The 24,957-nt window shown below is 72.5% G+C and carries 22 protein-coding genes; 8 read left to right on the forward strand and 14 right to left on the reverse strand.

The genetic code is table 11. The features are described 5' to 3' along the window. Positions 1–92 precede the first annotated feature (92 nt). The 4 genes from HNR00_RS12135 to HNR00_RS12150 form a co-directional block, all read right to left on the reverse strand. Entirely contained in the window at positions 93–1,352 is a 1,260-nt protein-coding gene (locus HNR00_RS12135) for an MFS transporter (RefSeq protein ID WP_246390566.1), read from the reverse strand. After that, positions 1,339–1,905, reverse strand: coding sequence for a PadR family transcriptional regulator (locus tag HNR00_RS12140; protein WP_183569583.1), 567 nt, complete (start codon positions 1,903–1,905; stop codon positions 1,339–1,341). The genes HNR00_RS12135 and HNR00_RS12140 overlap by 14 nt, the downstream gene beginning before the upstream one ends. A gap of 259 nt (positions 1,906–2,164) precedes the next feature. Then, positions 2,165–3,295 carry a DUF2336 domain-containing protein gene (locus HNR00_RS12145; RefSeq protein WP_183569585.1) on the reverse strand — a complete coding sequence of 377 codons (1,131 nt, stop codon included), beginning with the start codon at positions 3,293–3,295 and terminating at the stop codon, positions 2,165–2,167. A gap of 5 nt (positions 3,296–3,300) precedes the next feature. Next, positions 3,301–4,125, reverse strand: a complete 825-nt coding sequence (locus tag HNR00_RS12150) for a response regulator (protein ID WP_183569587.1) — start codon at positions 4,123–4,125, stop codon at positions 3,301–3,303. Between the two features lie 218 nt (positions 4,126–4,343). On the opposite strand from HNR00_RS12150, the gene HNR00_RS12155 reads away from it, so the two are divergent. Next, positions 4,344–5,345 carry an Hsp33 family molecular chaperone gene (locus HNR00_RS12155; RefSeq protein ID WP_183569589.1) on the forward strand — a complete coding sequence of 334 codons (1,002 nt, stop codon included), beginning with the start codon at positions 4,344–4,346 and terminating at the stop codon, positions 5,343–5,345. 16 nt (positions 5,346–5,361) lie between these two features. On the opposite strand, the gene HNR00_RS12160 is transcribed toward HNR00_RS12155, so the two are convergent. Further along, positions 5,362–6,078: an MgtC/SapB family protein gene (locus HNR00_RS12160; protein ID WP_183569591.1), complete on the reverse strand. Its 717-nt coding sequence runs from the start codon at positions 6,076–6,078 to the stop codon at positions 5,362–5,364. A 311-nt stretch (positions 6,079–6,389) separates the two neighbouring features. Here HNR00_RS12160 and HNR00_RS12165 point away from each other — a divergent pair, with 311 nt between their 5' ends. The 7 genes from HNR00_RS12165 (at position 6,390) to HNR00_RS12195 (ending at position 13,303) form a co-directional block, all read left to right on the forward strand. Further along, positions 6,390–7,403: an AAA family ATPase gene (locus tag HNR00_RS12165; protein WP_183569593.1), complete on the forward strand. Its 1,014-nt coding sequence runs from the start codon at positions 6,390–6,392 to the stop codon at positions 7,401–7,403. Position 7,404: 1 nt separating this feature from the next. Beyond that, positions 7,405–8,334 carry a DUF58 domain-containing protein gene (locus HNR00_RS12170; protein WP_183569595.1) on the forward strand — a complete coding sequence of 310 codons (930 nt, stop codon included), beginning with the start codon at positions 7,405–7,407 and terminating at the stop codon, positions 8,332–8,334. A gap of 219 nt (positions 8,335–8,553) precedes the next feature. Beyond that, positions 8,554–9,021: a DUF4381 domain-containing protein gene (locus HNR00_RS12175; RefSeq protein WP_183569597.1), complete on the forward strand. Its 468-nt coding sequence runs from the start codon at positions 8,554–8,556 to the stop codon at positions 9,019–9,021. A gap of 4 nt (positions 9,022–9,025) precedes the next feature. Then, positions 9,026–10,048 carry a VWA domain-containing protein gene (locus tag HNR00_RS12180; protein WP_183569599.1) on the forward strand — a complete coding sequence of 341 codons (1,023 nt, stop codon included), beginning with the start codon at positions 9,026–9,028 and terminating at the stop codon, positions 10,046–10,048. After that, a complete protein-coding gene (locus tag HNR00_RS12185; RefSeq protein WP_183569601.1) occupies positions 10,045–10,968 on the forward strand; it encodes a VWA domain-containing protein in 924 nt (307 codons plus the stop codon). Before HNR00_RS12180 ends, HNR00_RS12185 begins: the two co-directional genes overlap by 4 nt. Then, positions 10,968–11,906: a tetratricopeptide repeat protein gene (locus HNR00_RS12190; RefSeq protein WP_183569603.1), complete on the forward strand. Its 939-nt coding sequence runs from the start codon at positions 10,968–10,970 to the stop codon at positions 11,904–11,906. Before HNR00_RS12185 ends, HNR00_RS12190 begins: the two co-directional genes overlap by 1 nt. Before the next feature lie 143 nt (positions 11,907–12,049). Then, positions 12,050–13,303, forward strand: a complete 1,254-nt coding sequence (locus HNR00_RS12195) for a BatD family protein (protein ID WP_183569817.1) — start codon at positions 12,050–12,052, stop codon at positions 13,301–13,303. Between the two features lie 29 nt (positions 13,304–13,332). Here HNR00_RS12195 and HNR00_RS12200 read toward each other — a convergent pair whose 3' ends face one another. The 9 genes from HNR00_RS12200 to HNR00_RS12240 form a co-directional block, all read right to left on the reverse strand. Further along, positions 13,333–14,463: an aminotransferase class I/II-fold pyridoxal phosphate-dependent enzyme gene (locus HNR00_RS12200; RefSeq protein WP_183569605.1), complete on the reverse strand. Its 1,131-nt coding sequence runs from the start codon at positions 14,461–14,463 to the stop codon at positions 13,333–13,335. Positions 14,464–14,682: 219 nt separating this feature from the next. Further along, entirely contained in the window at positions 14,683–15,549 is an 867-nt protein-coding gene (locus HNR00_RS12205) for an alpha/beta fold hydrolase (protein ID WP_183569607.1), read from the reverse strand. An 8-nt stretch (positions 15,550–15,557) separates the two neighbouring features. After that, positions 15,558–15,953 (reverse strand): phasin family protein, encoded by a 396-nt coding sequence (locus HNR00_RS12210; protein WP_183569609.1) that lies wholly within the window; start codon positions 15,951–15,953, stop codon positions 15,558–15,560. A gap of 129 nt (positions 15,954–16,082) precedes the next feature. Continuing rightward, positions 16,083–17,546 (reverse strand): NAD-dependent succinate-semialdehyde dehydrogenase, encoded by a 1,464-nt coding sequence (locus HNR00_RS12215; RefSeq protein WP_183569611.1) that lies wholly within the window; start codon positions 17,544–17,546, stop codon positions 16,083–16,085. Next, the gene (locus HNR00_RS12220) at positions 17,539–19,518 is read right to left on the reverse strand and encodes an acyl CoA:acetate/3-ketoacid CoA transferase (protein WP_183569613.1); all 1,980 of its coding nucleotides are present in this window, start codon (positions 19,516–19,518) and stop codon (positions 17,539–17,541) included. Before HNR00_RS12220 ends, HNR00_RS12215 begins: the two co-directional genes overlap by 8 nt. Before the next feature lie 28 nt (positions 19,519–19,546). Beyond that, positions 19,547–20,671 carry a class III poly(R)-hydroxyalkanoic acid synthase subunit PhaC gene (gene phaC / locus HNR00_RS12225; protein WP_183569615.1) on the reverse strand — a complete coding sequence of 375 codons (1,125 nt, stop codon included), beginning with the start codon at positions 20,669–20,671 and terminating at the stop codon, positions 19,547–19,549. Then, positions 20,668–21,588, reverse strand: a complete 921-nt coding sequence (locus HNR00_RS12230) for a poly(R)-hydroxyalkanoic acid synthase subunit PhaE (protein ID WP_183569616.1) — start codon at positions 21,586–21,588, stop codon at positions 20,668–20,670. Before HNR00_RS12230 ends, phaC begins: the two co-directional genes overlap by 4 nt. A gap of 74 nt (positions 21,589–21,662) precedes the next feature. After that, positions 21,663–22,841, reverse strand: a complete 1,179-nt coding sequence (locus HNR00_RS12235) for an iron-containing alcohol dehydrogenase (protein ID WP_183569819.1) — start codon at positions 22,839–22,841, stop codon at positions 21,663–21,665. A gap of 344 nt (positions 22,842–23,185) precedes the next feature. After that, entirely contained in the window at positions 23,186–24,838 is a 1,653-nt protein-coding gene (locus HNR00_RS12240) for an acetolactate synthase large subunit (RefSeq protein ID WP_183569618.1), read from the reverse strand. Positions 24,839–24,957: the final 119 nt, after the last annotated feature.

Here is a 24,957-nt window from a genome sequence, read left to right on the forward strand (position 1 = left end):
CCTGGTGTCTTAGGAGTCGAACGAGGACGCCGCGGAACCGCGGATAACGGAGGGCCGGCCCGCGGGCCAGCCCCGGCGGTGCAGGGGCGCCCTCATGCCACCGCCTTTGCCGCCGCCTTTGCCGCCGCCCGGTCGGCGTCGAGCGTGCGCAGGAAGGCGCCGCGCAGGAGCGCCACGGCGAGCCCGTAGAACGGCAGGCACAGGGCGAAGTAGAGGGGCCAGCCGACGGCGCCCGCCAGCGCCGGGGCGGCGACCCGCAGCGGCATCGCGGCGAAGAAGGCGGCGCCGAACAGGAGCGCGTAGTCGGTGGCCGGCTGCGGGCCTTCCGCCCAGCGGTAGATCATGGTGAAGACCGGCACGCCGAGCCCGCCCGCGCAGAGCGTGCCGAACACGGCTGCGGCGATGCCGAGCCCGCCCGAACCGATCGCGCAGGCGGCGAGCATCGCGAGACCCGCGGCGGCGACGCCGAGCGCGGAGATGGTGACGACGGGCACGAGGCCGAAGCGGCGCACCAGCACCCCGGAGACGAGCGCCATCACGAGGTTGATGCCGGCGGCCAAGCTGCCGGTGACGAGCCCGACCTGCGCCAGCGGCACGCCGAGATCGATCAGCGCGAGGCTGTTGACGCTGGTCAGCGTGAACAGGGCGGCGAAGTAGAGGCCGAGCACGATCACCCGCCCAGCGAGAATGCGCAGGCGACCGAGCCCGAGCCGGCGCTCGGCCGCGGCGGCGCCAAGGCGCAGGCGGGCTTCGGGATAGAACAGGATCGGCAACAGGCAGAGCGCGTTCAGCCCCGCGACCGTCAGCACCGCGGCCTGCCAGCCGATCCGGTCGTAGGCCGCGACCAGGACACCGGCGCCGACGATGCCGCCGAGCGAGGCTCCGCCGAGCTTGGCCGAGGTGACATACGGTCTCCGCTCCGGCCCCACCGTCTCGACCACCAGGGCTTCGAGGGCGACGTCCATGGTGGCGAGGCAGAAGCAGGTGGCGAGCGCCAGCCCGAACAAGGCGGAGAGCGGCCACGCCTCGCCGAAGCTCAGGGTTGCCAGCAGCGCGATGCCGAGCCCCTGCATCGACACGATCCAGCCGAGCCGGTGCGGCAGGCCCGGCAGGCGCAGGCGATCGACCGGGCGTGCCCAGAGAAAGGTGAGGCCGACCGGCAGGTTGATGAGTTGCAGGAGGCCGAGATCGGCGAGTTCGACCCCGCGCACGCGCAGGATCAGCGGCGCCCCGCTCGCCAGGAAGCCGAGCGTCGCCCCGAAGGTAACGGAGAGGCAGAAGAACGGCGCGAGCCGGAGCCGGAGCCGGAACGCCGGGCTGGGCCGGGCGAGCGCCGATTCAGAGGCGCTCAATTTTGCGCGCCGCCTCGTCGATGATGTCGGCGACCGCGAACCCGAACGCCTTGTCCGCTTGGCCGGCCATGCGCTGGCCCAGCACGGTCTTGAGGTTCTGCATCGCCCGCCAGACCGGGTCGGCGGCGGAGGGGCCCTCGCCCACGGCGAGCGCGCGCAGGCGCTCCAGGGCGGCCTCGGCCTCGGCGCGGTGGGCGCTCAGATGGGCCGTGCCGTCCGGCGTGATCGCGAACAGCCGGCGCGAGCCCTCCGAGGCCCTGGCCTCGACATGGCCGAGCTCCTCCAGAAGCGTCAGGGTCGGGTAGATCGTGCCGGGGCTCGGTGCATAGGCGCCGCCGGTGAGCCCCTCGATCTCGCGGATCAGGTCGTAGCCGTGCCGCTCGCCCCCCTCCATCAGCAGGAGCAGGGTGTGGCGCAGCTCGCCCGCATCGAACATCCGCCGCCGCCCGCGCGGTCCCCGCTTGAAGCCGCCCGGCCCCTCGTCGTCCCAACCGGGAGGCCCGTGCCGGCGCCCGCGATGCGGGCCGTGGCCGTGATCCATGGCGTGTCGCATGACGATCCCCGCTGACGTTGTGACATTCGCTCACGTGATGCGTCTAAGATATATCTTTGTCAATCGTGAAAGGACGGCGTCGAGCGCGGGTTCCCCTCCCCCTTGCGGGGAGGGGTCAGGGGTGGGGGTGGTTCAGGATGAGGCGGTTGCGGTGCCTTCCGCACCACCCCCACCTCCTACCTCCTCCCCGCAAGGGGGAGGAGAAGCGCTCGATCCTGACCGCGTTGCGGGTATGTGAAAGTGATCGCCGGCGAACTGCCTACGCCACGTCCGCATCGGGAAACGCCAAGTACCCACCCCGCAGCGCCCCGAACCGAACCAGCCGGCGGGCGGCGAGCGGCCCCAGGCGGCGGTGGCGCTCATAGGCCAGCCCTGTCGTCGCGGCGGGGACGTCATCGCCGTGGCGCAGGATCAGCAAGGCCTTGAGCAGCGACCACGGGTGTTCCAGCCCGCCGAGGATCGCGGCGAGCGCCGAGGGGTCGGCGGCGTCGAAGGCGGCGATGGTTGGAGAAAGCGGCAGGCCGGCGCCGCGGGCGAGGCCCGCGAGCACGTCCTCGGTGCGACGCAGTCCGGCCCAGCGTTCAAGCTGGACCGGTCCGGGTGGGGCGGCGGCGAAACGCTGGCGCACGAAGGCGTCGGACGAGGCGAAGCGCGCGAGCCGCGGCTCGGAGATCGGGGATGCCAGGGTCTCGGCGACCGCCTCGATCAGGCGCTCGGGGTCCGGGTCGTCGCCGCGGTGGAGATCGAACCGGAGCTCGGCGAGCGCCCGCGCACGGGTCAGGTCGAGGAGCGCCGGGCGGTGCTCGGGCGGCAGGTCCGGCCGGAGCGCGAGGCGCAGGGTCACGGCCTCGCTCTCGCGGGCATGGGTCAGGAGGCCGGCGAGGCCGACCTCCGAGAAGCGCGCACCGGGATTGTCGAGGAGCCGGGCGGCGATGCGCCCGCCGCGGCGCACCAGCGTGTCGGTGACGGAGGGGGCGAGGTCGGAGCGTGCCGCGAGGGCGAGGCCGTGGGCCTCGGTTGCTCGCTCGGCCACCTCGGCCAAAAAATCCGGCGGCAGGCTGGTGCAGCGGGTCAGCAGCGGCGCGGCGACCGTGGCGGCGGGGTCCCCGGCCAGCGCCCGCGTGGTGCGGGGCGGCCCGAGCCGGAGGTCGGCGAGCCCCTCGGCGAAGGTCTTTCGCGCCTGCGTGTCGATCTGCCCGCACAGGCCGTGGAGCAGGGCGTCGAAGGCGGGTTTCTCGGCCACCGGCAGGCGCGACCAGCGTTTCGTCAGCAGGCCGGCCGATTCCAGCACGAGCTGCGATTGCCGCATTCGGTCGCCGTCGCGCAGGGCCTGCTCGATCCGGCCGACGAGGGCGTCGAGCTGCGCCCGGGACTGGAGCCGCGCCGGCACGCGTCTCAGCCGGCCTGCCGGAGGGCCCGCGCGGCGGGCGCCTCGGCGAGGGCTTCCTCGCGGCGCAGGGCGTTGATGAGGTAGGGGTGCCAGAGCCCGAAGCTCTCGTGCACGGCCGTGTCCACGTCGAAGAAGCGGAACGGCTTCCTGAGGAAGCCCGAGGCGCCGAAGGTCGCGAGCTGGCGCCGCATGCCATCCTCCATCGCCGCGCCCGTCATCAGCAGACGCGCGCCGGGATGGCGGTCGTTGATGCGGCAGGCGACCTCCAGGGCCGGATAATCGGGCAGATTCATCTCGATGATGGCGAGGTCGATGCTCCGCCGCTCGCTCACCCGCACCGCCTCGTGGCCGCCGGCCGCCTCGATGATGTTGAAGGTGAAATGGCTCTGGCCGAGCAGCTTGCGGATCAGCGCGCGGGTCGTGCGGCCGGGATCGACCACGAGCAGGTCGAGCCGGCGGGCGATGACGCGGGCCGCGTCGAGCACGCGGGCGATGTGGGTGTCGCGCAGCGGCTTCAGGATGACGTCGTAGGCGCCGAGCCGCGTCGCGACCGAGGACCAGCGCGGCGCCAGCATGTCGGTGACGAGGACGATGAGCCCCTGCGGGTTCCCGGTGCGGTGCCAGCGGGCGATGTCGGCGCCGTTGGTCTGCGGCAGGGCGACGTCGACGAACAGCACGTCGACCTTGGATTGCGCGAGCAGCCGGTCGAGGGCGGCCCCGTCGGCGGCCTCGATCACGACCGCGTCGGGGTCGATCCGCTGCACCGCCTCGACCAGGGCGAGCCGGGTCTCCTCGTCGGGGTCGGCGACCAGGATGGTGGGTGCGGTCAAGGGCTGGCCCCGTCGGGTTGGGACGGCCTGTCCCTCGGCGGGGATATTGGCGGCGGGTTCCTAAGATTCCTTTCGCGGGAGAGGGGCATCGGTGGCTGGGCTCGCGTTGCGGCGCGTCAGGCCCCATATGGGGACCTCGCTCCCGAGGCGGGCTCGTTTGCCCCTCGCGCCGCGCCCCCACCCCGCAGGACCCAAGCCGCAGACGGACACGATTGCCCATGAGCGCCGGACACGCCCCCACCCCCACGACCGCGCTCGAAGGCGGCGACGACGCCGTGCTGCCGTTTGCCGTCGAGGCGCTCGACCTGCGCGGGCGGGCGGTGCGGCTCGGGCCGTCGATCGACACGATCCTGCGCCGCCACGGCTATCCCGATCCGGTCGCCCGGCTGATCGGCGAGGCGGCGGCGCTGACGGCGCTCCTCGGCGCCTCGCTGAAGCTCGAAGGCCGGTTCCAGCTCCAGACCAAGACCGACGGACCGGTGGGGATGCTGGTGGTGGATTTCGAGGCGCCCGACCGCCTGCGCGCCACCGCCCGGTTCGAGGCCGACGCGGTGGCGGCGCTCGGCCCCAAGGCGCGGGCGCCCGAGCTGATGGGCCGCGGGCATCTCGCCATGACGATCGACCAGGGCTCGGCCCAGAGCCGCTACCAGGGCGTCGTCCCCCTCGACGGCCAGGGCCTGGAGGAGGCCGCGCACCAGTATTTCCGCCAGTCCGAGCAGATCCCGACGCTGGTGCGCCTCGCGGTGGCCGAGCAGATGGGGGCGGACGAGAGCCGCTGGCGCGCGGGCGGCCTCTTGGTGCAGTTCCTGCCGACCTCCCCCGACCGCCTGCGCCAGGCCGACCTGCCCCCCGGCGACGCGCCGGAGGGCCACGACATCCTCACCGGCCAGCCCGCCGAGGACGACGCCTGGACCGAGGCGCGCAGCCTCGTCGGCACGATCCAGGACCACGAGCTGATCGACCCGGGCGTGTCGAGCGAGCGGCTGCTCTACCGGCTGTTCCACGAGCGCGGCGTGCGGGTGTTCGAGCCGCAGGAGCTGGTGGAACGCTGCCGCTGCTCGCAGGAGCGGGTGATGGGCATGATCCGCTCGTTCGGCCCCCAGGAGCGGCGCGACATGATCGCCGACGACGGCAGCATCGCGATCACCTGCGAGTTCTGCTCGCGCCGCTACGTGCTCGATCCGGCCACGGTGGAGCGGGAGATCGCGGCGGCGTCGTGAAGGCCGAAAGGGTTGGTCAGTCTCCCGTCTGCGCCGACCACGTCGCGTGGCGCACGTCCGGCCGCGCGGCCAGATCGTTCGTCACCGCGTCGAGTTCCTTCGCCTGAACCGTGGTCGCGGTCAGCGTCGCGATGACGTCGACCGCCTCCTCGCCGCGCTCCTCCACCTCGATGGCGCCGACCGGATAGCCCGCCGCCTCCAGGCGCTCGACCAGGAGGTCGCGGGCCGGGCCGGAAAGGTCGGGGGCGACCGTCACCTGCACCTCATAGGTCGCCTCGGTCGCACTCTCGTCGATCGGGATGCGGTCGATCAGGTTGACGAGGGGGCGCAGCAGCGTGTTGCCGGCCAGCACCGCCACCGTGACGAAACAGGCCTCCAGCGGCAGGTCCGCCCCGGCGAAGGCGCCGACCGCGGCCGCGCACCAGAGCGTGGCGGCCGTGTTGAGGCCGCGCACGTTCATGCCCTCCTTCATGATGACGCCCGCGCCCAGGAAGCCGATGCCGGAGACCACGTAGGCGACGACGCGGGTGGCTCCGTCGCCGCCGGTCAGCCGCATGCCGAGATCGACGAAGGCGGCGGCCCCCAAAGCCACCAGCACCGCCGTCCGCAGGCCCGCGGTGCGCTGCCGGTACTGCCGCTCGACCCCGATCAGGGTGCCGAGCCCGAAGGCGGTGGCGAGGCTGATCGCCGAGTTGAGGGCCTCGGGCGTGGGGAAGGGGAAGGGGCCGGGCATGGGTCGTCCGTGTCGGTGAGGCGCCCCCGCTGGCGGAGAAGCGTGACGCTGGCGTGACGCTTTTTCTCCAAGCCTCGCGCGCTGTTGAAGCCGCAAGCCCGGCGTCCCACGGGCAAATCGCCCTACCTCGCCGCCTGCGGCCTGCGCGGGATTGACGGAGCGCGGCGGCAGCGGGCACACCGGAACCAATGTGGGCACCTTAAGAATAAGCCCAAAGAATAAGATCAGCCTGAGGAGATGCTCATGAGGCAGGCCGCCCATCCTGCGAACGGCGGTTCGACCGTCGCGACCGCCCGCGCGGCCCTTTTCGCATGAGCGGTCAGGCCCTCGCCGCGGCGCCCCCGACGGCGCCCGTCCCCGCCGCCGCAAACGGCGTCCGCGACCGCCTGCTCCAGCTCCGCGACGGTCTCGCCCACGGGCTGATCGGCGCCGACAAGCTGGTCGAGCGCCTGCTGATCGGGCTCCTCACCGGCGGCCATCTGCTGATCGAGGGTGCGCCGGGGCTCGCCAAGACCCGCGCGGTCAAGCGCCTCTCGGACGGGCTCGACGGCTCCTTCGCCCGCGTGCAATGCACGCCCGACCTGATGCCCGCCGACCTCACCGGCACCACCGTCTGGCGCCAGGACCAGGGCGAGTTCGAGTTCCTGCCCGGCCCCCTGTTCCACTCGCTGATCCTCGTCGACGAGGTGAACCGCGCGCCGCCCAAGGTGCAGTCGGCGCTCCTCGAATCCATGGCCGAGGGCCAGATCACGGTGTCGGGCCACACCCACCGCCTGCCCGACCCGTTCATGGTGGTGGCCACGCAAAACCCGATCGAGCATGCCGGCACCTTCCCCCTGCCCGAGGCGCAGCTCGACCGCTTCCTGCTCCACGTCGTCGTCGAGATGCCGGACGAAGCGAGCGAGCGCCGCATCCTCGACCTCGTCGAGGGCGAGCTGAACCACCATGCCGAGGCGATGCCGGTGAAGCTCTCGGTGGCCGAGGTGATCGCCGCCCGCGAGGCCGCGCTCGCCACCTACGTCTCGCCCGCGCTCAAGGACTACCTCGTGCGGCTGGTCGCCGGCACCCGCACCGACGCGGTGGCGCCGGAGCTGCGCGCGGCGATCGAGCACCCGGCCTCGCCCCGCGGCACGCTGGCCCTGATGGTGGCCGGCAAGGCCCGCGCCTACCTGCACGGCCGCGACCACGTCGTCCCCGAGGACATTGCGGAGCTGGCCGCCGACGCGCTGGCCCACCGCATCGGCCTGACGTGGCGCGCCGCCGCCGAGGGGCGCACCACGCGGGGCATCGTCGCCGGACTGGTCGAGCGGACGCGGGCCCTCTGACATGGCGGGCTCCGCCGCCCCCGCGACCGAACTGCTGGACACCCCCGGCATCCACCTCTCGGGGGCCGGGCTGATGAGCCTGCGCCACCTCGCCCGGCGCGGCGTCTCGCCCTCGACCAAGACCATCGCGGGGCTCCCCGGCGGCATCGTCACGCGCAAGCGCGGACGCGGCTCCGAGCCCGACGACGTGCGGCTGTGGTCGGAGGGCGACGACCGCCGCTTCATCGACCGCAACGCCACTGCCCGCACCGGCACGCTGCACGTGCGCACCCACCACGACGAGCGCGACCGCGCCGTGGTGCTGCTGGCCGATTTCCGGCCCTCGATGCTGTTCGGCACGCGCCGGGCCCTTCGCTCGGTCGCTGGGGCGGAGGCGCTGGCGCTGCTCGGCTGGCGCATCGTCGGCGACGGCGGGCGCATCGGCCTGATCGTGGCCTCCGCGGGCGAGCCCGCCGTGGTGCGGCCAACGGGGGGCGAGCGGGCGATGACGGCGGTGACCGGCGCGCTCGCCCACGCCCACGCGGCGGCGCTGGCGAGCCCCGCCAAGGACGACCCGCCGCTGACCGACACGCTGGCGCTCGCCCGCTCGCTGCTGCCGTCCGGCGGCCACCTCGTGATCGCCACCGCCCTCGACGCGCCGGGCCCGGAACTGGAGAGCCTGCTCACGGCTCTCGCCGAGCGGCTGTCGATCCGCCTTCTGCTGGTCAGCGACGCCTTCGAGCGCACCCGCCCGCCGGGCTTCTACCCCTACGCCATGCCCGACGGCCGCCGCGGCACGGTCGAGGCCGGCCGTGCCGCCCCGCCCAGGGCGGACACGGAGGAGCGGCTGGCCCGCCTCCACGCCTGCGGCGTCGAGGGCCTACGCATCGATGTCGAGGGCGGGCCGGAGAGCTATGCGCCCCTGATGGAGCGGCTCGATGCGGTGCTGTGAGGACAAGGCACCCCCCTCTCCCCGCGCGCGGGGAGAGGGTCGCGACGACCTCGTCGTCGTCGCGACAAGCGGTAGCGGGGGTGAGGGGGCGTATCCGCCTGAGCCTCATCCGGTGCCGCCCCCTCACCTTCGGCTGCCGCCTCGCTTCGGCGACGACAGGGTCGCCGAAGCCCTCTCCCCGCGTGCGGGGAGAGGGGATGCAGCGGCGGCGTCGCAGCCATGAACGGCAGCCCCCCTCCCCTCGACCTCTCCACCCTGCGCCCCCTCCACCTCCCCACCGGCGGCGGCGGCGCGGTGCAGCCCGAGGTCGTGGCCGCCATCGCCCTTGGCTTCGGCCTCGCGCTGCTGGTCGGCCTCATCCGCATTGTCCGGGCACGGCGCGGCACCTCGGTGCGTCGGGCCGCCCTGCGGGAACTCGCGCTCGCGAAAAACCTCCCGCCCGAGCCCCGGCGGGTGGCGCAGGCGCGGCTGCTGCGGCGGCTGGTACGCACCCTCAAGGGCGAGGACGCCGCCCGAACCCGCGGCCCCGCCTGGGCCGAGACGCTGGACACCACCTTCGCCACCGATTTCTTTCGCAACGGCCCCGGACAGGCCCTTACGGACGGCCTCTACCGGCGCCCCGCCTCGACCGACCCGGAAAGAATCGATGACGGCCTGACCCGGCTCCTCTCGCGGATCAGGGCCTGACCCGATGCCCGCCTGGCTCACCGCCCTCGTCTCGGCCTTCGACTTCGCGAGCCCCCTCGCGCTGCTGCTGCTGCCCCTGCCGCTGCTGGCCGCCCGGCTGATCCCGCCTGAGAAGGAGGGCGGCAGCGGGGCGCTGCGGGTGCCGCCCTCGCTCGTCGGCGACACCGAGAGCGCCCGTTCCATCGCCGCGCGGGGAAAACGCCGGCTCTGGCTCACCGGCACCCTGTGGGCCGCCCTGGTGGTGGCGCTCAGCGGGCCCCGCCTCGTCCTGCCGGCGACCGCGCTGCCCGCCTCGGGGCGCGAGATCATCCTGGCGCTCGATCTCTCGGGCAGCATGGAGCGCCGCGACTTTACCCTCGACGGCGAGACCGTGAGCCGGCTCGCCGCGGTCAAGCGCGTCGGTGCCGACTTCATCCGCCGCCGGGCCGGCGACCGGATCGGCCTCGTCGAGTTCGCCGATCAGGCGTTCGTGGCCGCGGCCCCGACCTTCGACACCGCGAGCGTCGCCCGGACGCTCGAGGAGGCCACGATCGGCCTCGTCGGCCGCTCCACCGGCATCGGCGACGGGCTCGGGCTGGCGCTGAAGCGTCTCGCCCCGGCCCAGGTCGCGAGCGCGGAGGGCGGCGGCCCGCCGCCGTCGCGCGACAAGGTCGTGGTGCTGCTCTCGGACGGGGCCAACAATGCCGGCCAGACCGCGCCGAAGGACGTGGCGCAACTCGCCAAAGAGCTCGGCGTGCGGGTCTACACCATCGCGCTCGGGCCGATCGACATGGCCGACAACCCCAACAACGAGCAGGACGTGGTCGATGTCGAGACCCTGCGGGCGATGGCCGAGGCGAGCGGCGGCCGCGCCTTCCGGGTGAAGACCACCGACGACCTGGAAAGCGTCGCCGCCGCCATCGACGAGCTGGAGGGCGGGCGCGCCCAGGCCCCGCCGCTGCCGCTGCGCCGCGACCTCTGGCCCTGGCCCGCGGCGCTCGCCTTCCTCTGCGCCTGCGCGCTGCTGGCGACGAGGCGCCGCCTATGATCGAGAGCCTCACCCTGCTCCGCCCGCTCTGGTTCCTGGCGATCCCCATCGTCGCCCTCTTGGCCCTGCGGGCGGCGTGGCGCTCGGCCCCGCTCGGCGACTGGGCCAAGGCGGTCGATCCGGCCCTGATGGCGCTGCATGCCCGCCGCGGCGCGGTGCTCGGCGGGCGGCGGCAGGCCAATCTCGCGGCGGCTCTCACCGCCGGCATCCTGGCGCTGGCACTCACCGGCCCGGCGGTCGAGCGGCCCGAGGCCGCGACCTTCCGCAACCTCGACGCCACGGTGATCGTCCTCGACCTCTCCCGCTCGGTCACCGACGGCGGGCGCTTCAAGGAGGCGCGTCAGGCCGCGGAAGCCGTCGCGGAGGCCGCGGGCACCCGCTCGGTGGCGCTGGTGATCTACGCGGGCGACGCCTACACCGCCGTCTCGCCGACGACCGACCGCGAGGCCATCGGCACCACCCTGTTCGCCCTCGACGCCGACACCGTGCCGGACCGCGGCACCCATCCCGAGCGCGGCCTCGCGCTCGCCCGCCGGACGCTCGACGAGGCCAACGTCGTCGCCGCCGACGTGGTGCTGATCACCGACGGCGACGGCATCGGGCAGGCCGCCGAGCGCGAGGCGGCGGCGATCCGGGCCAAGGGCTGGCAGCTCCACGGCCTGTTCGTGCCCGCCGCCAAGGCGCTCCCGCCCGGCGCGCCGCCGACCGACCGCACGGCGCTGGACCGGCTCGCGTCCGCGGGCGGGGGCAAGGCCGCCGACATCGACGGCCCCCAGCCCGTGCTCGACCGGGTCGGCGCCTCGACGGCGCAGCACCTCGCCGCGGGCGGCTACGGCGTGCTCGCCTTCGCCGATCTGGGCCGCTGGCTGCTGCTGCTGGCGCTGGTGCCGGTCCTCCTCCTGTTCCGCCGGAGCGCGTGATGACGGCGCCGCTCGATCCCCGCACGCTGCTCGCCGCCCGCCCGCTGGGTCGGCTCGCCCCCGGCGCCTTCCCGCGCCATTGGCGCAAGGCCGCCCGGATCGGTGGGCTGGCGCTGGCGGGCCTCGGCATCCTCGGCCTGCTGCTGACCTCCGAGCCGCGTACCACCTTCGGCCGCGCCCTGCTGGCGGCGGGCTTGCCGAGTGCCGCCCTCTCGGTGTTCGACCAGCCGGCCTGGCGCGCCGCCGCTCTCTACGAGGCCGGGCGCTACGCGGAAGCGATCGCGATCTACAAGACGCAGGGCAAGCGCGGCGCCTACAATCTCGGCAACGCGCTCGCCCGCTCCGGCGATCTCAAGGGCGCCCTCGACGCCTACGACGAGGCGCTGGCCTACAACCCGCGCGACGCCGACGCCCAGGCCAACCGCTCGCTCGTCGCCAAGGCGCTGCAGGAGGAGCTGGATCGCGGCCAGGGCGGCGGCATCGCCAACGCCTCGGCCCAGTACGGCGCCCGCTACGGCAAGACCGCCAACCAGGACGAGAACGACGACGTGAAGGCCACCGCCAGCGGCGAGGGCTTGGCCGGCAACAAGGAGGCGGGCTCCTCCGCCTCGCTGCCCGGCACCAGCCCGGTGGCGCGGCGCGGCAAGTCCGAGCAGCAATCGATGGATTCCGGCAAGGGCCAGGCCCGCGGCTCGGCCAGCGACGCCGCCGGCCGCGGGCGCCAGGGCGCGGGCTCGGCCATGGTCGCCGCCGCGCCGGAAAAGGAGGCGCGCCGCGTGACGAAAAGCTTCGAGGCGCACGAGATCCACCCCGACCGGCTCTGGCTCCAGACCCTGCCGGACGAGCCGGGCCGCTTCCTCAAGCTGCGCCTCAAGGCCGAGCAGGCCCGCCGCCTCGAGGCCGGCACCGCGATCCCGGGAGGCAGCAACCCTTGGTGATTCTTTTCGGGTTTTTCCGCGGATTTCCCCTCCCCCTTGCGGGGAGGGGTAGGGGTGGGGGTCGGGCAGAAGGCACCGCGGCGCCGCATCCTGAACCACCCCCACCTCCGGCTCCTCCCCGCAAGGGGGAGGAGAGGCGCATCCTGGCGCTTCTTCTTCTCGCCTTCCTCGCCCTCACCACCCCCGCCCGCGCCATCGACCCCGGCGACCTCACCTTCACGGTCACCCCCGAACTCCCCGCGGGCGGCGCGGCTTACGCCCGCGAGATGGTGCTGCTGCGCCTGCGCGGGGTCTACCGCACGCAGATCCTGCTCGAGGAAGTGCGCCAGCCCGCGCTCGTGAATTTTTCCTGGACCCAGCTCGGCCGCGACCATTGGGGCCGCACCCGGATGCCCGACGGGCAGATGGCGCTGGAGTTCGAGCGCACCATCGCGGTGTTTCCGCAGCACACCGGCACCTTCACCATCGATCCGTTCATCCACCGCCTGACCATCAACGACAACGGCGAGCGCAAGCAGATCGACGTGCGGTCTGAGCCCGTGCCGTTCCCGGTCGCGACCTGGACCGGCCAGGGCGGGGGGCCGGACGTGGCCGAGCCGTGGTGGCTGCCCGCCCGCGACGTGGCGATCACCGACCACTGGGACCCCGACCCCGAGACGATCAAGATGGGCGAGACGGCCCGGCGCATCGTCGTCTTGGAGGCGCAGGGCATGCTCGCCGAGGGCCTGCCGCCGCGGCCCGTCATGCGCACCCGCGGCATCGCCACCTTCGCGGGTCCGGTGAAGCGCGAGACCATCATCACCCCCACCGGCCCGGTGGCGCGGGCGACCTACCAGTGGGACGTGAAGCCCGGCGTGCCCGAGGTGATCCCGCTGGACGCCATCAAGATCCCCTGGTTCGACACCGTGTCGCGCACCATGCGCGAGGCCGAGATCCCGGCTCGCCAGATCGGCGGCGGGCTGGCCGACCGCGAGGAGGACCTGAAGCCGCCCGCCCCCGCGGGCTGGCCGGTCCTGGCCGCGGCGGCGTTCGCTGCCTTCGGTCTCGGGATCGCCCTGCTCGGCACCAGCACCGGCCAGGGGCGCCTGCGCCTCGACCGGGGGCAGGTCCGCGCCCTGAAGCGCGCGGCCGCCGGAAACGGCGCCCGCGCCTTCCGCGCGGCGCTCGGCGAGGCGATGCGGGCGCATCCCGAACTCGCCGCCCTGTGGCGCGACGATCCGGAGATCGCCCAAAGCCTCGACGCCCTCGACACGCACCTGTTCGGAACCGGCACGGCGCCCGCGCCCGACCTCGCCGCGCTGGCCCAGGCGCTCACCCGGCCCCGACGCCCGACCATGGGACCGCTCGCGCCCGAGCCGCGGCTCGCGCCCCTCGACGGGCCGTTCGCGAAGGCGTGAGCGACGCGCCCGGCGGGCGGCAGGCGCGATCAGCGCTTGTCCGGCGCCAGCTCCGCGAGGGCGTCGGCGAGCGCATCGACCTGCGCCTCGCTGTGGGCCGCCGAGAAGGCGACCCGCAGGCGGGCGGTGCCCGGCGCCACCGTCGGCGGGCGGATCGCCACGACGAGAAAGCCGCGGGCCTCCAAGGCCTCGGACAGCGCGAGCGCGGCCTCCGCCGCGCCCACCAGCACCGGCACGACCGGGCTCTGCGCCTCGGGCAGGCCGAGGCGGGCGGTAAAGCGGCGGGCGAGCGCGAGCGGGCGGGCGGCGCGCTCCGGCTCGGTCTCGACGATGTCCAGCGCCGCGAGCGCGGCGGCGGCGGAAGCCGGGGGCAGGCCGGTGGTGTAGACGAGGCTGCGGGCGCGGCTCGTCAGCAGGTCGATGACGGGACGCGAGGCGCAGAGATAGCCGCCGTAGGAGCCGAGCGTCTTCGACAGCGTGCCCATCTCCAGCGGCGCCCGGGCGCCGGGCTCGACCACACCGAGGCCGTGGGCGTCGTCGACGAGCGTCCAGGCGTCGAACGCCTCGGCCAGCGCCAGGATCTCGGGGAGCGGCGCCCGGTCGCCGTCCATGCTGAAGACCCGCTCGGTGAGGATCAGGGCGCGGCGGACCGAGCCGCGATGCCTGCGCAAGCCTGCCCGAATCGGCTCGACCGCATTGTGCGAAAAGACCTCCACCCGCGCCCCCGACATCCGCGCCCCGGCGAACAGGCAGGAATGGCCGAGTTCGTCGATCAGGATCAGGTCGCCGGGGCCGACGAGCGCCGGGGCGATCCCGAGATTGGCCAGATACCCGGAGCCGAACACGAGGGCCGCCTCCTTGCCCTTGTGCCGGGCGAGCCGCTCCTCGAGGGCGACGAGCGGCGGGCCGTTGCCGGTGACGAGCCGCGAGGCGCCGGATCCGGCCCCGTAGCGCGCCAGAGCCTCGGCGGCGGCGGCGATCACGCGCGGATCGTGGGAGAGACCGAGATAGTCGTTGCAGGAGAACGACACGAGGGTGCGCCCCCCCCGCTCGGCGGCCGCCGCGGGGCCCCGCGCGGTCGGCACGAGGCGACGGCGGAGCGCCGCCGATTCGAGGCCGGCGAGCTTGTGGCGGGCGAAGGCGTCGAGGCTCTCGGACATGGCGCCTCAAGCGGCCGAGACCCGGGCGATGTCAAGCGCAGGGGCGCAGCATCGAGCGGCGAATGACGATACCGTGCCGCGGATCGCCGAAAACCGCACGAAACCGCCTCGCAGCCATCCACCCCGCAGCCGCCGTCGTTTGGCTCGACGGATCGCACGCCCTCGCTGCCGAGCGAGTGCGGCAGTGCGCAAGCGTGATCGGGTCCGGGGCGTTGCCGTTCAGACGATCCAGTTCGACACCAGGTCGATCTGCTGCTCGTCCATCAAGGCCGGGGCGTGGCCACATCCGGCGATCTCGACGAGCGTCGCGCCCGGGCCTCGGCGCGTCATTTCGTTGGCAGTCTGCGGTGACAGGAGATCCGATCGCTCGCCGCGAAGAAGCAAGGCCGGACAACGAATCCGATCCCAGTATCGCCACAGGCCGACATTGTAGACCAGCCCCGGACGGAAGTTGTGCGCGATCGCGGGATCGTAATGGGGGCGGACTCCGCCGGCCGGATCGGACACGAAGCTGTGAACCGCCATGTGACGCCACTGCGCGTCCGTCAACCGGCCGAACGGCGCATGGATCGTGCGCAGATAGGCTTCGGCAGCGTCCAGGTTCGGAAAGGCCCTCGGCGCGTGGAGCAGGTCGTTGCCGATGCGGCGCAGGGCGCTCCAGGGGAGAAACGGGCCGATGTCGTTGACCACGAGACGCCGGATCGGCGTGTCGCGTGTGGCGGCGAGCACCATCCCGATCAGCGCGCCGAGCGAGGTTCCGATCCAGTCGATCTGCCGCACGCCCAGATGCGCGATGAGCGTGGCCATGTCGGCCGCGTATTGCGGCAGGGCGTAGTGGTCCGGGTTCTCCAGGCGTCCGCTGCGGCCCCGGCCGACGAGGTCGGGGCAGACGACCCGGCAGCCGCGTTCCGCGAGCACCGCGGCCAGCGCGTCGAAGTCGCGCCCCTGGCGGCTCAGGCCGTGGACGCAGACGACGACGTGCGTGCTGCTCCGGTCTCCCCACTCGGTATAGGCGATCCGGTGGAACTGTTGCTCGGCGTAGCTGAGAAAGTCCCCCTGTCGGAAAACGGCTGGCGAGGATCGCATCGTCCGGCCTATCTCCTCGGCCCTTGCCGGATCTCGTCGTGGAACGACCGCATCAGGGCGCTCACGAGGGTCTCGACCTCCTTCGCCTGATGGACGAGGCGCTCCGACTGCTCCTGAACGAACCGGACCTGAAGGGCGCAGATCTCCGATGCCGATCGGGCCCGCACCTGCTGCTCGGCGAGGTCGAAGATCGCGCGGATGTTCACGTCCGAGTCCTGGCAGAGCCGGTAACCGATCTCGCGCAGGCCCAGCAGCCACTGCGCCGTCAGGCTCTCCCAATGAGCCAGGCTCTCCTGGCCCAGGGTGAGCGAGCGCTCGTAGGCGGCGCGCGCCTCCGCGATGCCGCGTTCGGCCAGGACGTAGGGCCGGTCCTCGCCCGAACCGACCTCGATCTGCTCCGCCATCCCCGACTTTCCCCAAAAACCATCACGAGAACGATCACTTGACGACGACGGATCGCTCGCGCGATCGCGTTCGAACGCGGTGAGGCCGGTCCACGCTCCGTCGTCGCGCGGAGCCGGTTTCGGTGTTCCTCACAGGCCGCCCAGCGAGATGTATTTGGTGTCGAGATAGTCCTCGATGCCCTGGCGGCCGCCTTCGCGGCCGAGGCCCGATTCCTTGACGCCGCCGAACGGCGCCACCTCCGTCGTGATGATGCCCTCGTTGACGCCGACCATGCCGTATTCGAGCGCCCGCGAGACCCGGAAGGCGCGGCCGAGGTCGCGCGTGTAGAAGTAGCAGGCGAGCCCGAACGCGGTGTCGTTGGCCATCCGCACCGCCTCGGCCTCGTCCTCGAACCGGAACAGCGCCGAGAGCGGGCCGAAGGTCTCCTCGCGCGCCACCGCCATGTCGGGCGTCGCCCCGGTGAGGACGGTCGGCTCGAAGAAGAGGCCGCCGCGCGCGTGCCGCCGGCCGCCCGCGACGATCCGCGCGCCCTTGTCGGTGGCATCGCGGATATGGGCCTCGGTCTTCTCGATCGCCGCCATGGTGATGAGGGGGCCCTGCATCACGCCCTCGTCGAGGCCGTTGCCGACCTTGAGGCTCGCCGCCGCCGCGGCCAATCGCTCGGCGAAGGCGTCGTGGATGCCGTCCTGGACCAGGAAGCGGTTGGTGCAGACGCAGGTCTGGCCCGAGTTGCGATACTTGGCGAGCATGGCGCCGGCCACGGCGCGATCGAGGTCGGCGTCGTCGAAGACGATGAAGGGGGCGTTGCCGCCAAGCTCCATCGAGACCTTCTTGACCGTCCCGGCGGCCTGGCCGAGCAGCAGCTTGCCCACCGCCGTCGAGCCGGTGAAGGTCACCTTCCGGACGCGCGGATCGCCGGTCATCTCGGCCCCGATGGCCTTGGCGTCGCCGGTCACGACGTTGACCACGCCGTCGGGCACGCCGGCCTCCTCGCAGAGGACGCCCCAGGCCAGACCCGAAAGCGGCGTCAGGTCGGAGGGCTTGATCACGATGGTGCAGCCGGCCGCGAGCGCCGGCGCCAGCTTGCGCGCGATCATCGAGGACGGGAAGTTCCAGGGCGTGATCGCCGCCACGACGCCGACCGGCTCCTTCGTCACCAGGATGCGCCGGTCCGGCCAGGGCGAGGGGATCGTCTCGCCGTAGACGCGCCGCGCCTCTTCGGCGAACCACAGCACGTAGGCCGCCGACATGGCGACCTCGGCGCGGGCCTCGGCCAGCGACTTGCCCTGCTCGCAGGTGACGAGGCGGGCGAGATCCTCCTGGTTCTCGCTGACGAGCGCGCTGAGCCGGCGCAGGATCGCGGCCCGGTCGGCGGCGGTCCTGTCCCGCCACGCCGGAAAGGCGGCGTACGCCGCATGGATCGCGGCCCGCGCCTCCGCGCCGCCCGCGTTCGGAACGCGGGCGATGCGCGCGCCCGTCGCCGGGTCGGTCACGGCGATGACGCCGTCGCCGGATCGCGACCACGCGCCGCCGATGCGGCAGGCCTCGACCAAGAGCTTCGGGTTCTTCAGGGACAGGGCCGTGTCAGACATCCAGCGGTTCCTTCGGCGAGGCCGCGTCGCGGCGGGTCGCGGCCGTACTGCGGGCCTGCGCCTCGGCGCGCGTCTCGAAGACGTGGGGGGCGAGGTCGCGCATCTGCAGCGAGGCACCGAGCTTCAGCCGCAGGAAGGCGCTCGTCGTGTAGCGCGAGGCGGTCTCGTAGTACCGGCCCTCGAGATAGGCGATGGTCGAGAAGTAGGCGTCGCTGACGCCCGGATCGACCTCGAAGCCGTCGTAGTTGACGATCAGGTGCACCTTGCGGCCGATCTCGCGGCAGGTGCGCTCGAACTCGCGGCGGACCAGCTCGACGTCCTCGATGCCGCGGACCCGGAAGCCCTCGAAATTGGCGAACAGCGTGTTCCGATCGGGGTCGTAGGCGATCCGCTCGGCGAGGCTCAGCCCGAGAAGCATCGGCTCCAGCCCCATCGCGACGTCGCGGAACAGGCGGGCGTCCATCGGCCGCGGATCGCTCACGATCGGCGCGAACGCCATCTGGCCGAGGATGTCGCGCGCGATGTCGATGCCGGGCGCGACCTCGACGAGTTCCATGCCGGCGGCCGTGCGCCGGAAGACGCAGCGCTCGGTCACGTAGAGCACCGGCTGGCCGCGCTCGGCCGCGTAGGCGCCGGAGAAGGTGATCTGCTCGACGGCGGGGACGAACTTGCGCGAGCGGCCCTCGCGCAGGATGCGGACCTCGCCGTCCCGGATCGCCACGTCGAGGCCGTCGGCGGTGAAGGTGCCCGCGAAGACGAGCGCCTTGGCGTTCTGCGAAATGTTGATGAAGCCGCCCGCCCCCGCGAGCCGCTTGCCGAAGCGGCTGACGTTGACGTTGCCCTCCGCGTCGACCTGCGCGAGGCCGAGGCAGGCGAGATCGAGGCCGCCGCCGTCGTAGAAGTCGAACTGCTGGTTCTGGTGCAGCACCGCGGCCGGGTTCAGCGCCGCGCCGAAATCGAGGCCGCCCTGGGGCAGGCCGCCGATCACGCCGGGCTCGGCCGTGAGGGTGAGATACTTGAGCACCTGCTCCTCGGCCGCGACCGCCGCGACGCCCTCCGGCATGCCGATGCCGAGATTGACCACGCCGCCGGGCGGCAGCTCGAAGGCGCAGCGGCGGGCGATGACCTTGCGGGCGTCGAGGGCCATCGGCGCGATCCGGTCGAGCGGCACGCGCTGGCGGCCCGTATAGGCGTGGTTGTAGGCCGTGCCGTAGGTCTGGCGGTGGTTCTCGGGCTCGCTCAGCACGACGCAGTCGACGAGCACGCCGGGGATCTGGACCTCGCGCGGGTTGAGCGAGCCGGCCTCGGCGATGCGCTCGACCTGGGCGATGACGAAGCCGCCGGAATTGTGCGCGGCCATGGCGGCGGCGAGGTTGTCCAGCGTCAGCGCCTCGCGTTCCATCGTGACGTTGCCGTGGGGATCGGCCGTGGTCCCGCGCACCAGCGCGACGTTCACGGGGAAGGGCCGGTAGTGCAGCCAGGGCTCGCCGTTCAGCTCGACCAGGGCGACGAGATCCTCCGTGGTCCGCGCGTTCAGCTTGCCCCCGCCGAGCCGCGGGTCGACGAAGGTTCTGAGCCCGACCTTGGTGACGTGGCCGGCCGTCCTGCCCGCGATCTCCCGATAGAGATGCGAGACGACCCCGAGCGGCAGGTTGTAGGCCTCGATCTGCCCCTCCAGCGCCATGGCGCCGAGCTTCGGCACGAGCGACCAGTGGCCGCCGACCACGCGCCGGACGAGGCCGGGCAGGGCGAGGCGGTTGAGGCCGCGCTCGCGGCCGTCGCCGGGCGCGGCGGCGAACATCAGGCCGAGATCCTTCGGCGCGCCGCCCGCCTCGAAGCGGCGGGCGAGCGCCAGGATCAGCTCGTCGGGCGTGCCGATCCCGACGAAGCCGGAGACGGCGACCATGTCGCCGTCGTGGATGATCGCCACGGCCTCGTCGGCGCTGACGATCTTGTTCTTCAGGCTGACCATCGCATGCGCCTCGCCGTCGTGATCGGGGTCATCCGCGGCGGCTCAGCCAGTCGGCGATGCCGGAGCCGAGCAGCTTCTGTGCCTTGCCGCCGACGAAGACGCCGACATGGCCGCCGGGCAGGCCGAGTTCGGTGTAGTCGTCGGTGCCGAGCCGGCCCTTGAGCGCCTTCGAGGTCTCGGGCGGGATGATGTGGTCGTCCTGCGCGAACACGTTCAGGACGGGGCAGGTGATGTCGGACAGCCTGACCGTGCGCCCGCCCAGCTCGAAGCGGTTCGCGACGAGCTTGTTCTCCTGGTACAGGTCCTTGAGCCACTGCTTGGCCGCCTCGCCCGGATGGTCGGGCCGGTCGGCGATCCACTTCTCCATGCGCAGGAAGTTCAGGAACTTCTTCTTGTCGTCGAGGGCGTCGAGCAGGTCGAGATTGTACTTCGTCAGGGTGCGCATCGGCGTCATCTGCGAGAAGATCGAGCCCATGAGGGCGCCGGGCAGCGACCCCTGCGCCTCGATCAGGCGGTCGACGTCCTCGGGCGCCAGCGCGCGCGTCCAGACGTTGATGAAGCCGTGGCCCGGCCGGTCCGAATCCTTGTCGGCGTGGAAGTCGATCGGGGTGATGGTCAGCACCATCGCGCTCACGCGCTCGGGATAGAGCGCCGCGTAGCAGGTGGTGAAGACGCCGCCCTCGCAGATGCCGAGCAGCGAGATCGTCTCGCGGCCCGAAAGCTCGCTGACGACATCCACGCAGGCGCCGACATAGCCGTCGACGTAGTCGTCCATGGTGACGAAGCGCTCGGCCCGGCCCGGATGGCCCCAATCGACCACGTAGAGGTCGAGCCCGAGGTTGAGCAGGTTGCGCACCAGCGAGCGGTCTTCCTGGAGGTCGGCCATCGTGTAGCGTCCGATCAGCCCGTAGACGATCAGGACGGGGGGCAGCCCCCTCGATTCGGCGAGCGGGCGGTAGCGGTAGAGCCGGACCTTGTCCTGGCTCCACACGAGGTCCTTCGGCGTCGTGCCGATCTGCACCGCCTCGTCGCGCACCTCGCCGAACAGCTTGGTGCCCTCGGCGATGCGCTTGCCGAGCGCCGAGACCTCGGCCAGCGCGTCGATGGGGGTGATGGCGACCGGGCTCGCCGGCGGGCTGGTCGGCTTGCTCATTCCGCTGTCCCTTCCGTCGTGGTCGCCGCGTCGCCCCCGCCCACCGGCTTCGCGCTCGCCCGGGTGTCGGCCCTCCCGCCGCCGTCGGTCCCGTTCTCGGCGGTCCTGTTCTCGGTGGTCCTGCGGGTACGCTCCGCGCGTTTGAGGGCGCGCACCTCGCGGCGCAGATCGGTCAGGCTGCGATGCACGTCGTCGATCTCGGAGCGGGAGGGCGCGCCGTACATCTCCGCGAAGACCTCCGCGACCGCCTGCTGCGCCAGCCGCAGGTCGGTCGCGGCCTTGAGGGTCTCGCGCTGGCTCCTGAGGAAGGCGTCCGAGCGCTGCGTCTCCACGAGCACGTCGTTGGCCGTCTCGATCCAGAGCGTCATCAGGGCGCGCGCCGATTCGAGCGGCTGGCCGGCCTCGGCCCGGGCGTTGACCGCCCGGGCGAAGGCGCCGGTCGCCCGGGTCCAGGCCTCCAGCATGATCGTGTTGTGCTCGAGGTTGCCCCGCCGCAGGGCCGTCCAGGCGGCGAACAGGGCCGCGAACTTGCGCTCGTTGGTCCAGAGGTCGGCGAGTTGAGGGCCCTGCGCCATCCGGTTCAGGGCCTCGTCGATCTCGTTCGAGGCCGAGAGCCAGCCGCGCGGGTCGAAGACCTTGGCGAGCACCTCGGCGGCGATCGGGTCCGCCCGCTCGCGCGCGACCTGTCCGGCCGCGTCGAATCCCTTGGTGACGTTCGCGGCGATCGCCTGCGCGCTCGCCCAGCTCTGCTCGAAGGCGGCCTGCGCCTTCTGCATCGCGGCGAGGTCGGGCATCGCGAGGTTGCCCGGCATCGCCGTGTTCATCGCGCCCGCCATGTTGCGCTGGGCTTCCCAGAAGGACTGGGCACCGCGTCCCCAGAGGTCTCCCATCGCCCGCATCGTCTCGAAGGGGTCCATCCCCGTCATCTCCCGTCCGGTTCGTGAAAGGTCTGCACGGCTTGGCGATCCGCGGTTTGGCGATCCTCGGCCGATCAGGCGGCTTGGCGATCCTTTCCGCCCAAGGCCTCGGAATAGATCGCGAGGGCATCCGCGTAGGTCACCTCGCGCGGGTTGTTCACGAGCAGCCGCGTCTGCTTCATCGCATCCGTGGCGAGGCGTTCGAGGTCGCCCTCGCCCACGCCGACCTCGGCCAGCGTCGCCGGCACCTTGCAGTCCCGGCAGAGGGCTTCGAGCGCGCGGACGAAGGACGCGGCGGCGTCCGGCCCCGGCAGCTCGGACGCCCGCGGATCGAGGATCGGCGCCAGTTCGGCGTAGAGCGCCTCGGCGTGGGAGAGGTTGAAGCGCATCACGCCGGTCAGCACGAGCGCGTTCGAGAGCCCGTGCGGGACGTGGAAGAGCGCGCCGACGGGGTAGGCCAGCGCGTGCACCGCCGCCACCGGCGCGTTGGCGAAGGCCATGCCCGCGAGCATCGAGCCGAGCAGCATGCCGGAGCGCGCCTCCAGGTTCGCGCCGTCGACGCAGGCGGTGCGGATGTTGGCCGAGAGCAGCGCCAGCGCCTGCTTGGCGAGCTGGTCGGAGATCGGGTTCTTCCGGTGCCGGCTGGTGAAGGCCTCGATCGCGTGCACCATCGCGTCGATGCCCGTCGCCGCGGTCACGTGCGCCGGCAGGCCGAGCGTCAGTTCCGGATCGAGCACCGCCCAGTCGGGCAGGAGCCGGGCCGAGACCACGCCCTTCTTCTCGGTGGTCGGCGTGGTGACGATCGAGATCGGCGTCACCTCCGAGCCGGTGCCGCTCGTGGTCGGCACGAGCACCAGCGGCAGGCGGGCTCCCTTGGCCAGCCCGACGCCGTAGAGGGCGTCGAGCGGTTCGTCGGATTTGGCGAGATAGGCCACGAGCTTGGCCGTATCCAGGGCCGAGCCGCCGCCGATCGCGAGCACGAGGTCGGCGCCGGCTTCGCGCGCGCGCCGGGCGGCGGCCTCGATCACGGTCGAGGGCGGGTCGGCCACGACCGCGTCGTAGATGTCGACCGCGATCCCGGCGGCGGCCAGCGCGTCCTCGGCGACCCCGGTGAGACCCGCGCCGCGCACGCCGGCGTCGGTCACCAGCATGATCCGGCGCGCGTCGAAGCCGGCCACGATGTCCGGGATCTTCTTCGAGGCGCCCGGCTCGAACAGGACGTTGGGCGTGGTCTGGAAGGTGAACGGATTCAGCGAGGTCATGGCACGGTCCCCTGAGCGCAATTCGTGCGGGTCCATGCCCCGGGGTCGCTCCCGGGGCGGTCGGCGGTCGGTCTCGGCCCGGAGCCGAAGCGGAGCCGGCTCGGCGAAGAAGGCAGCGGCGGAACGATGATCCGGAGATGGGCTCCGACCGGATCGCGTCGGGTCGGCGTCTCCGGTTTCCTGTCTTGCCGCGCCTTCCTTCGACGAACCGGTCTCCCTTCGTCGGACGGCGCCCTAGAGAATCGTCCTGGATCTCGGATCCAAGACGATTCTCTATGTTGTTGTGCCGTATCGGCTTTTTCCGAAAGCCGGTTCCCACCTTTCGGGCCGATGCTCTAGGCGGCCGGGGTGAGGTCCCTGACCTTCTCGCTCAGCTCGTCGACGAGCACGCGGGTGTTCTCCGAGTAGTCGATCGGCACGGCCACGAGGTGGACGCCGCCGGCGGCGAAGGCCCGGTCGAGGGTCGGCACGAGATCGTCCACGGCCTCGACCCTGTGCCCGGTGGCGCCGTAGGCCTTGGCGTACAGCACGAAATCCGGATTGTTGAAGGTCATGCCATAATCGGGGAACTGGTCCACCGCCTGCTTCCAGCGGATCATGCCGTAGGCGGAATCGTCGAGGATCAGCACCACGAGATTGAGCTTGAGCCGCACGGCGGTCTCCAGCTCCTGGCTGTTCATCATGAAACCGCCGTCGCCGCAGACCGCCATGACGCGGCGCTGCGGATACAGCAGGGCCGCCATCATCGCCGAGGGCAGGCCCGCGCCCATGGTGGCGAGCGCGTTGTCGAGGAGCAGCGTGTTGGCGACGTAGGTGCGGTAGTTGCGCGCGAACCAGATCTTGTACATCCCGTTGTCGAGGCAGACGATGCCGTCCTCGGGGATGACCCGGCGCACGTCGCGCACCAGCCGCTGCGGGGTGACGGGGAAGCGGTCCTCGCCGGCCCGGTCGGTGATGTGGTCGAGGATGCGCTGGCGCAGCGGCAGCAGCGCGCCCGCGTTCTCCAGCCGGCCCTCGACCCGCTCGGCGATGAGCTTCAGGCTCGGCCCGAGATCGCCCACCACCTCGGCGTCGGGATAGTAGACCTCCTCGACATTGGCCGGGATGTAGCTGACGTGCAGCACCTTCTGGCCGCTCTGGCCCATGAAGAAGGGCGGCTTCTCGACCGTGTCGTGGCCGATGGCGATGATGAGGTCGGCCTGGTCGATCGCCTCGTGGACGTAGTCGCGCTCCGACAGGGCGGCGGTGCCCATGTAGAGGTGGGCGCCGCCCGCCACGGTGCCCTTGCCCATCTGGGTGGTGAAGAACGGGATCTGGGTGCGCTGCACGAAGCCCGCGAGCTCGCCCGTGGCGCGGGGCCGGCTGGCGGCGGCCCCGAGCATGATCAGCGGGCGCTCGGCCGCCAGGATCATGCGCGCCGCATGCTCGATGGACCGCGGATGCGCGACCGGGATGTCGATGGGGTGCGAGGGCACGGCGAAGGCCTCCGCCTCCTCCGCCGCGATGTCCTCGGGCAGTTCCAGCAGCACCGGGCCGGGCCGCTCCTCCATGGCGACGCGGAAGGCGTCGCGCACGATGGTCGGGATCGAGGAGGCGGAGACGATCTGGCGGGCCATCTTGGTGATCGGCTTCATCGAGGCGATCACGTCGACGATCTGGAAGCGGGCTTGGCGGGCCTTCAGGATGCCCTTCTGGCCGGTGATGATGATCATCGGCATGGCGCCGAGATGGGCGTAGGCGGCGCCGGTCGTGAAGTTGAGCGCGCCCGGCCCGAGCGTGGAGAGGCAGACGCCGGGCTTGCCGGTGAGCCGGCCGTAGGTCGCCGCCATGAAGGCCGCGGCCTGCTCGTGGCGCGTGAGGACCAGTTCGATCTTCGAGGTGCGAAGGCTCTCGACGACGTCGAGGTTCTCCTCTCCGGGGATGCCGAAGATGCGCTCGACGCCTTCGTCTTCCAGTGCGCGGACGAGAAGATCGGATCCTTTGGGCATGGTCTGCTCCTGTTTGCGGTCGGTCGGGCGAGGGTCGGGCGAGGGTCGGGGCGGTCGCGCCGGGCGCCGCCGATCGGGGGCGGAGCCCGACTGTCGGCCGGGCTCGCGTGTCGGAAGGG

This window comes from Methylorubrum rhodinum (genome assembly GCF_014199935.1).
GTDB lineage: Bacteria > Pseudomonadota > Alphaproteobacteria > Rhizobiales > Beijerinckiaceae > Methylobacterium > Methylobacterium rhodinum.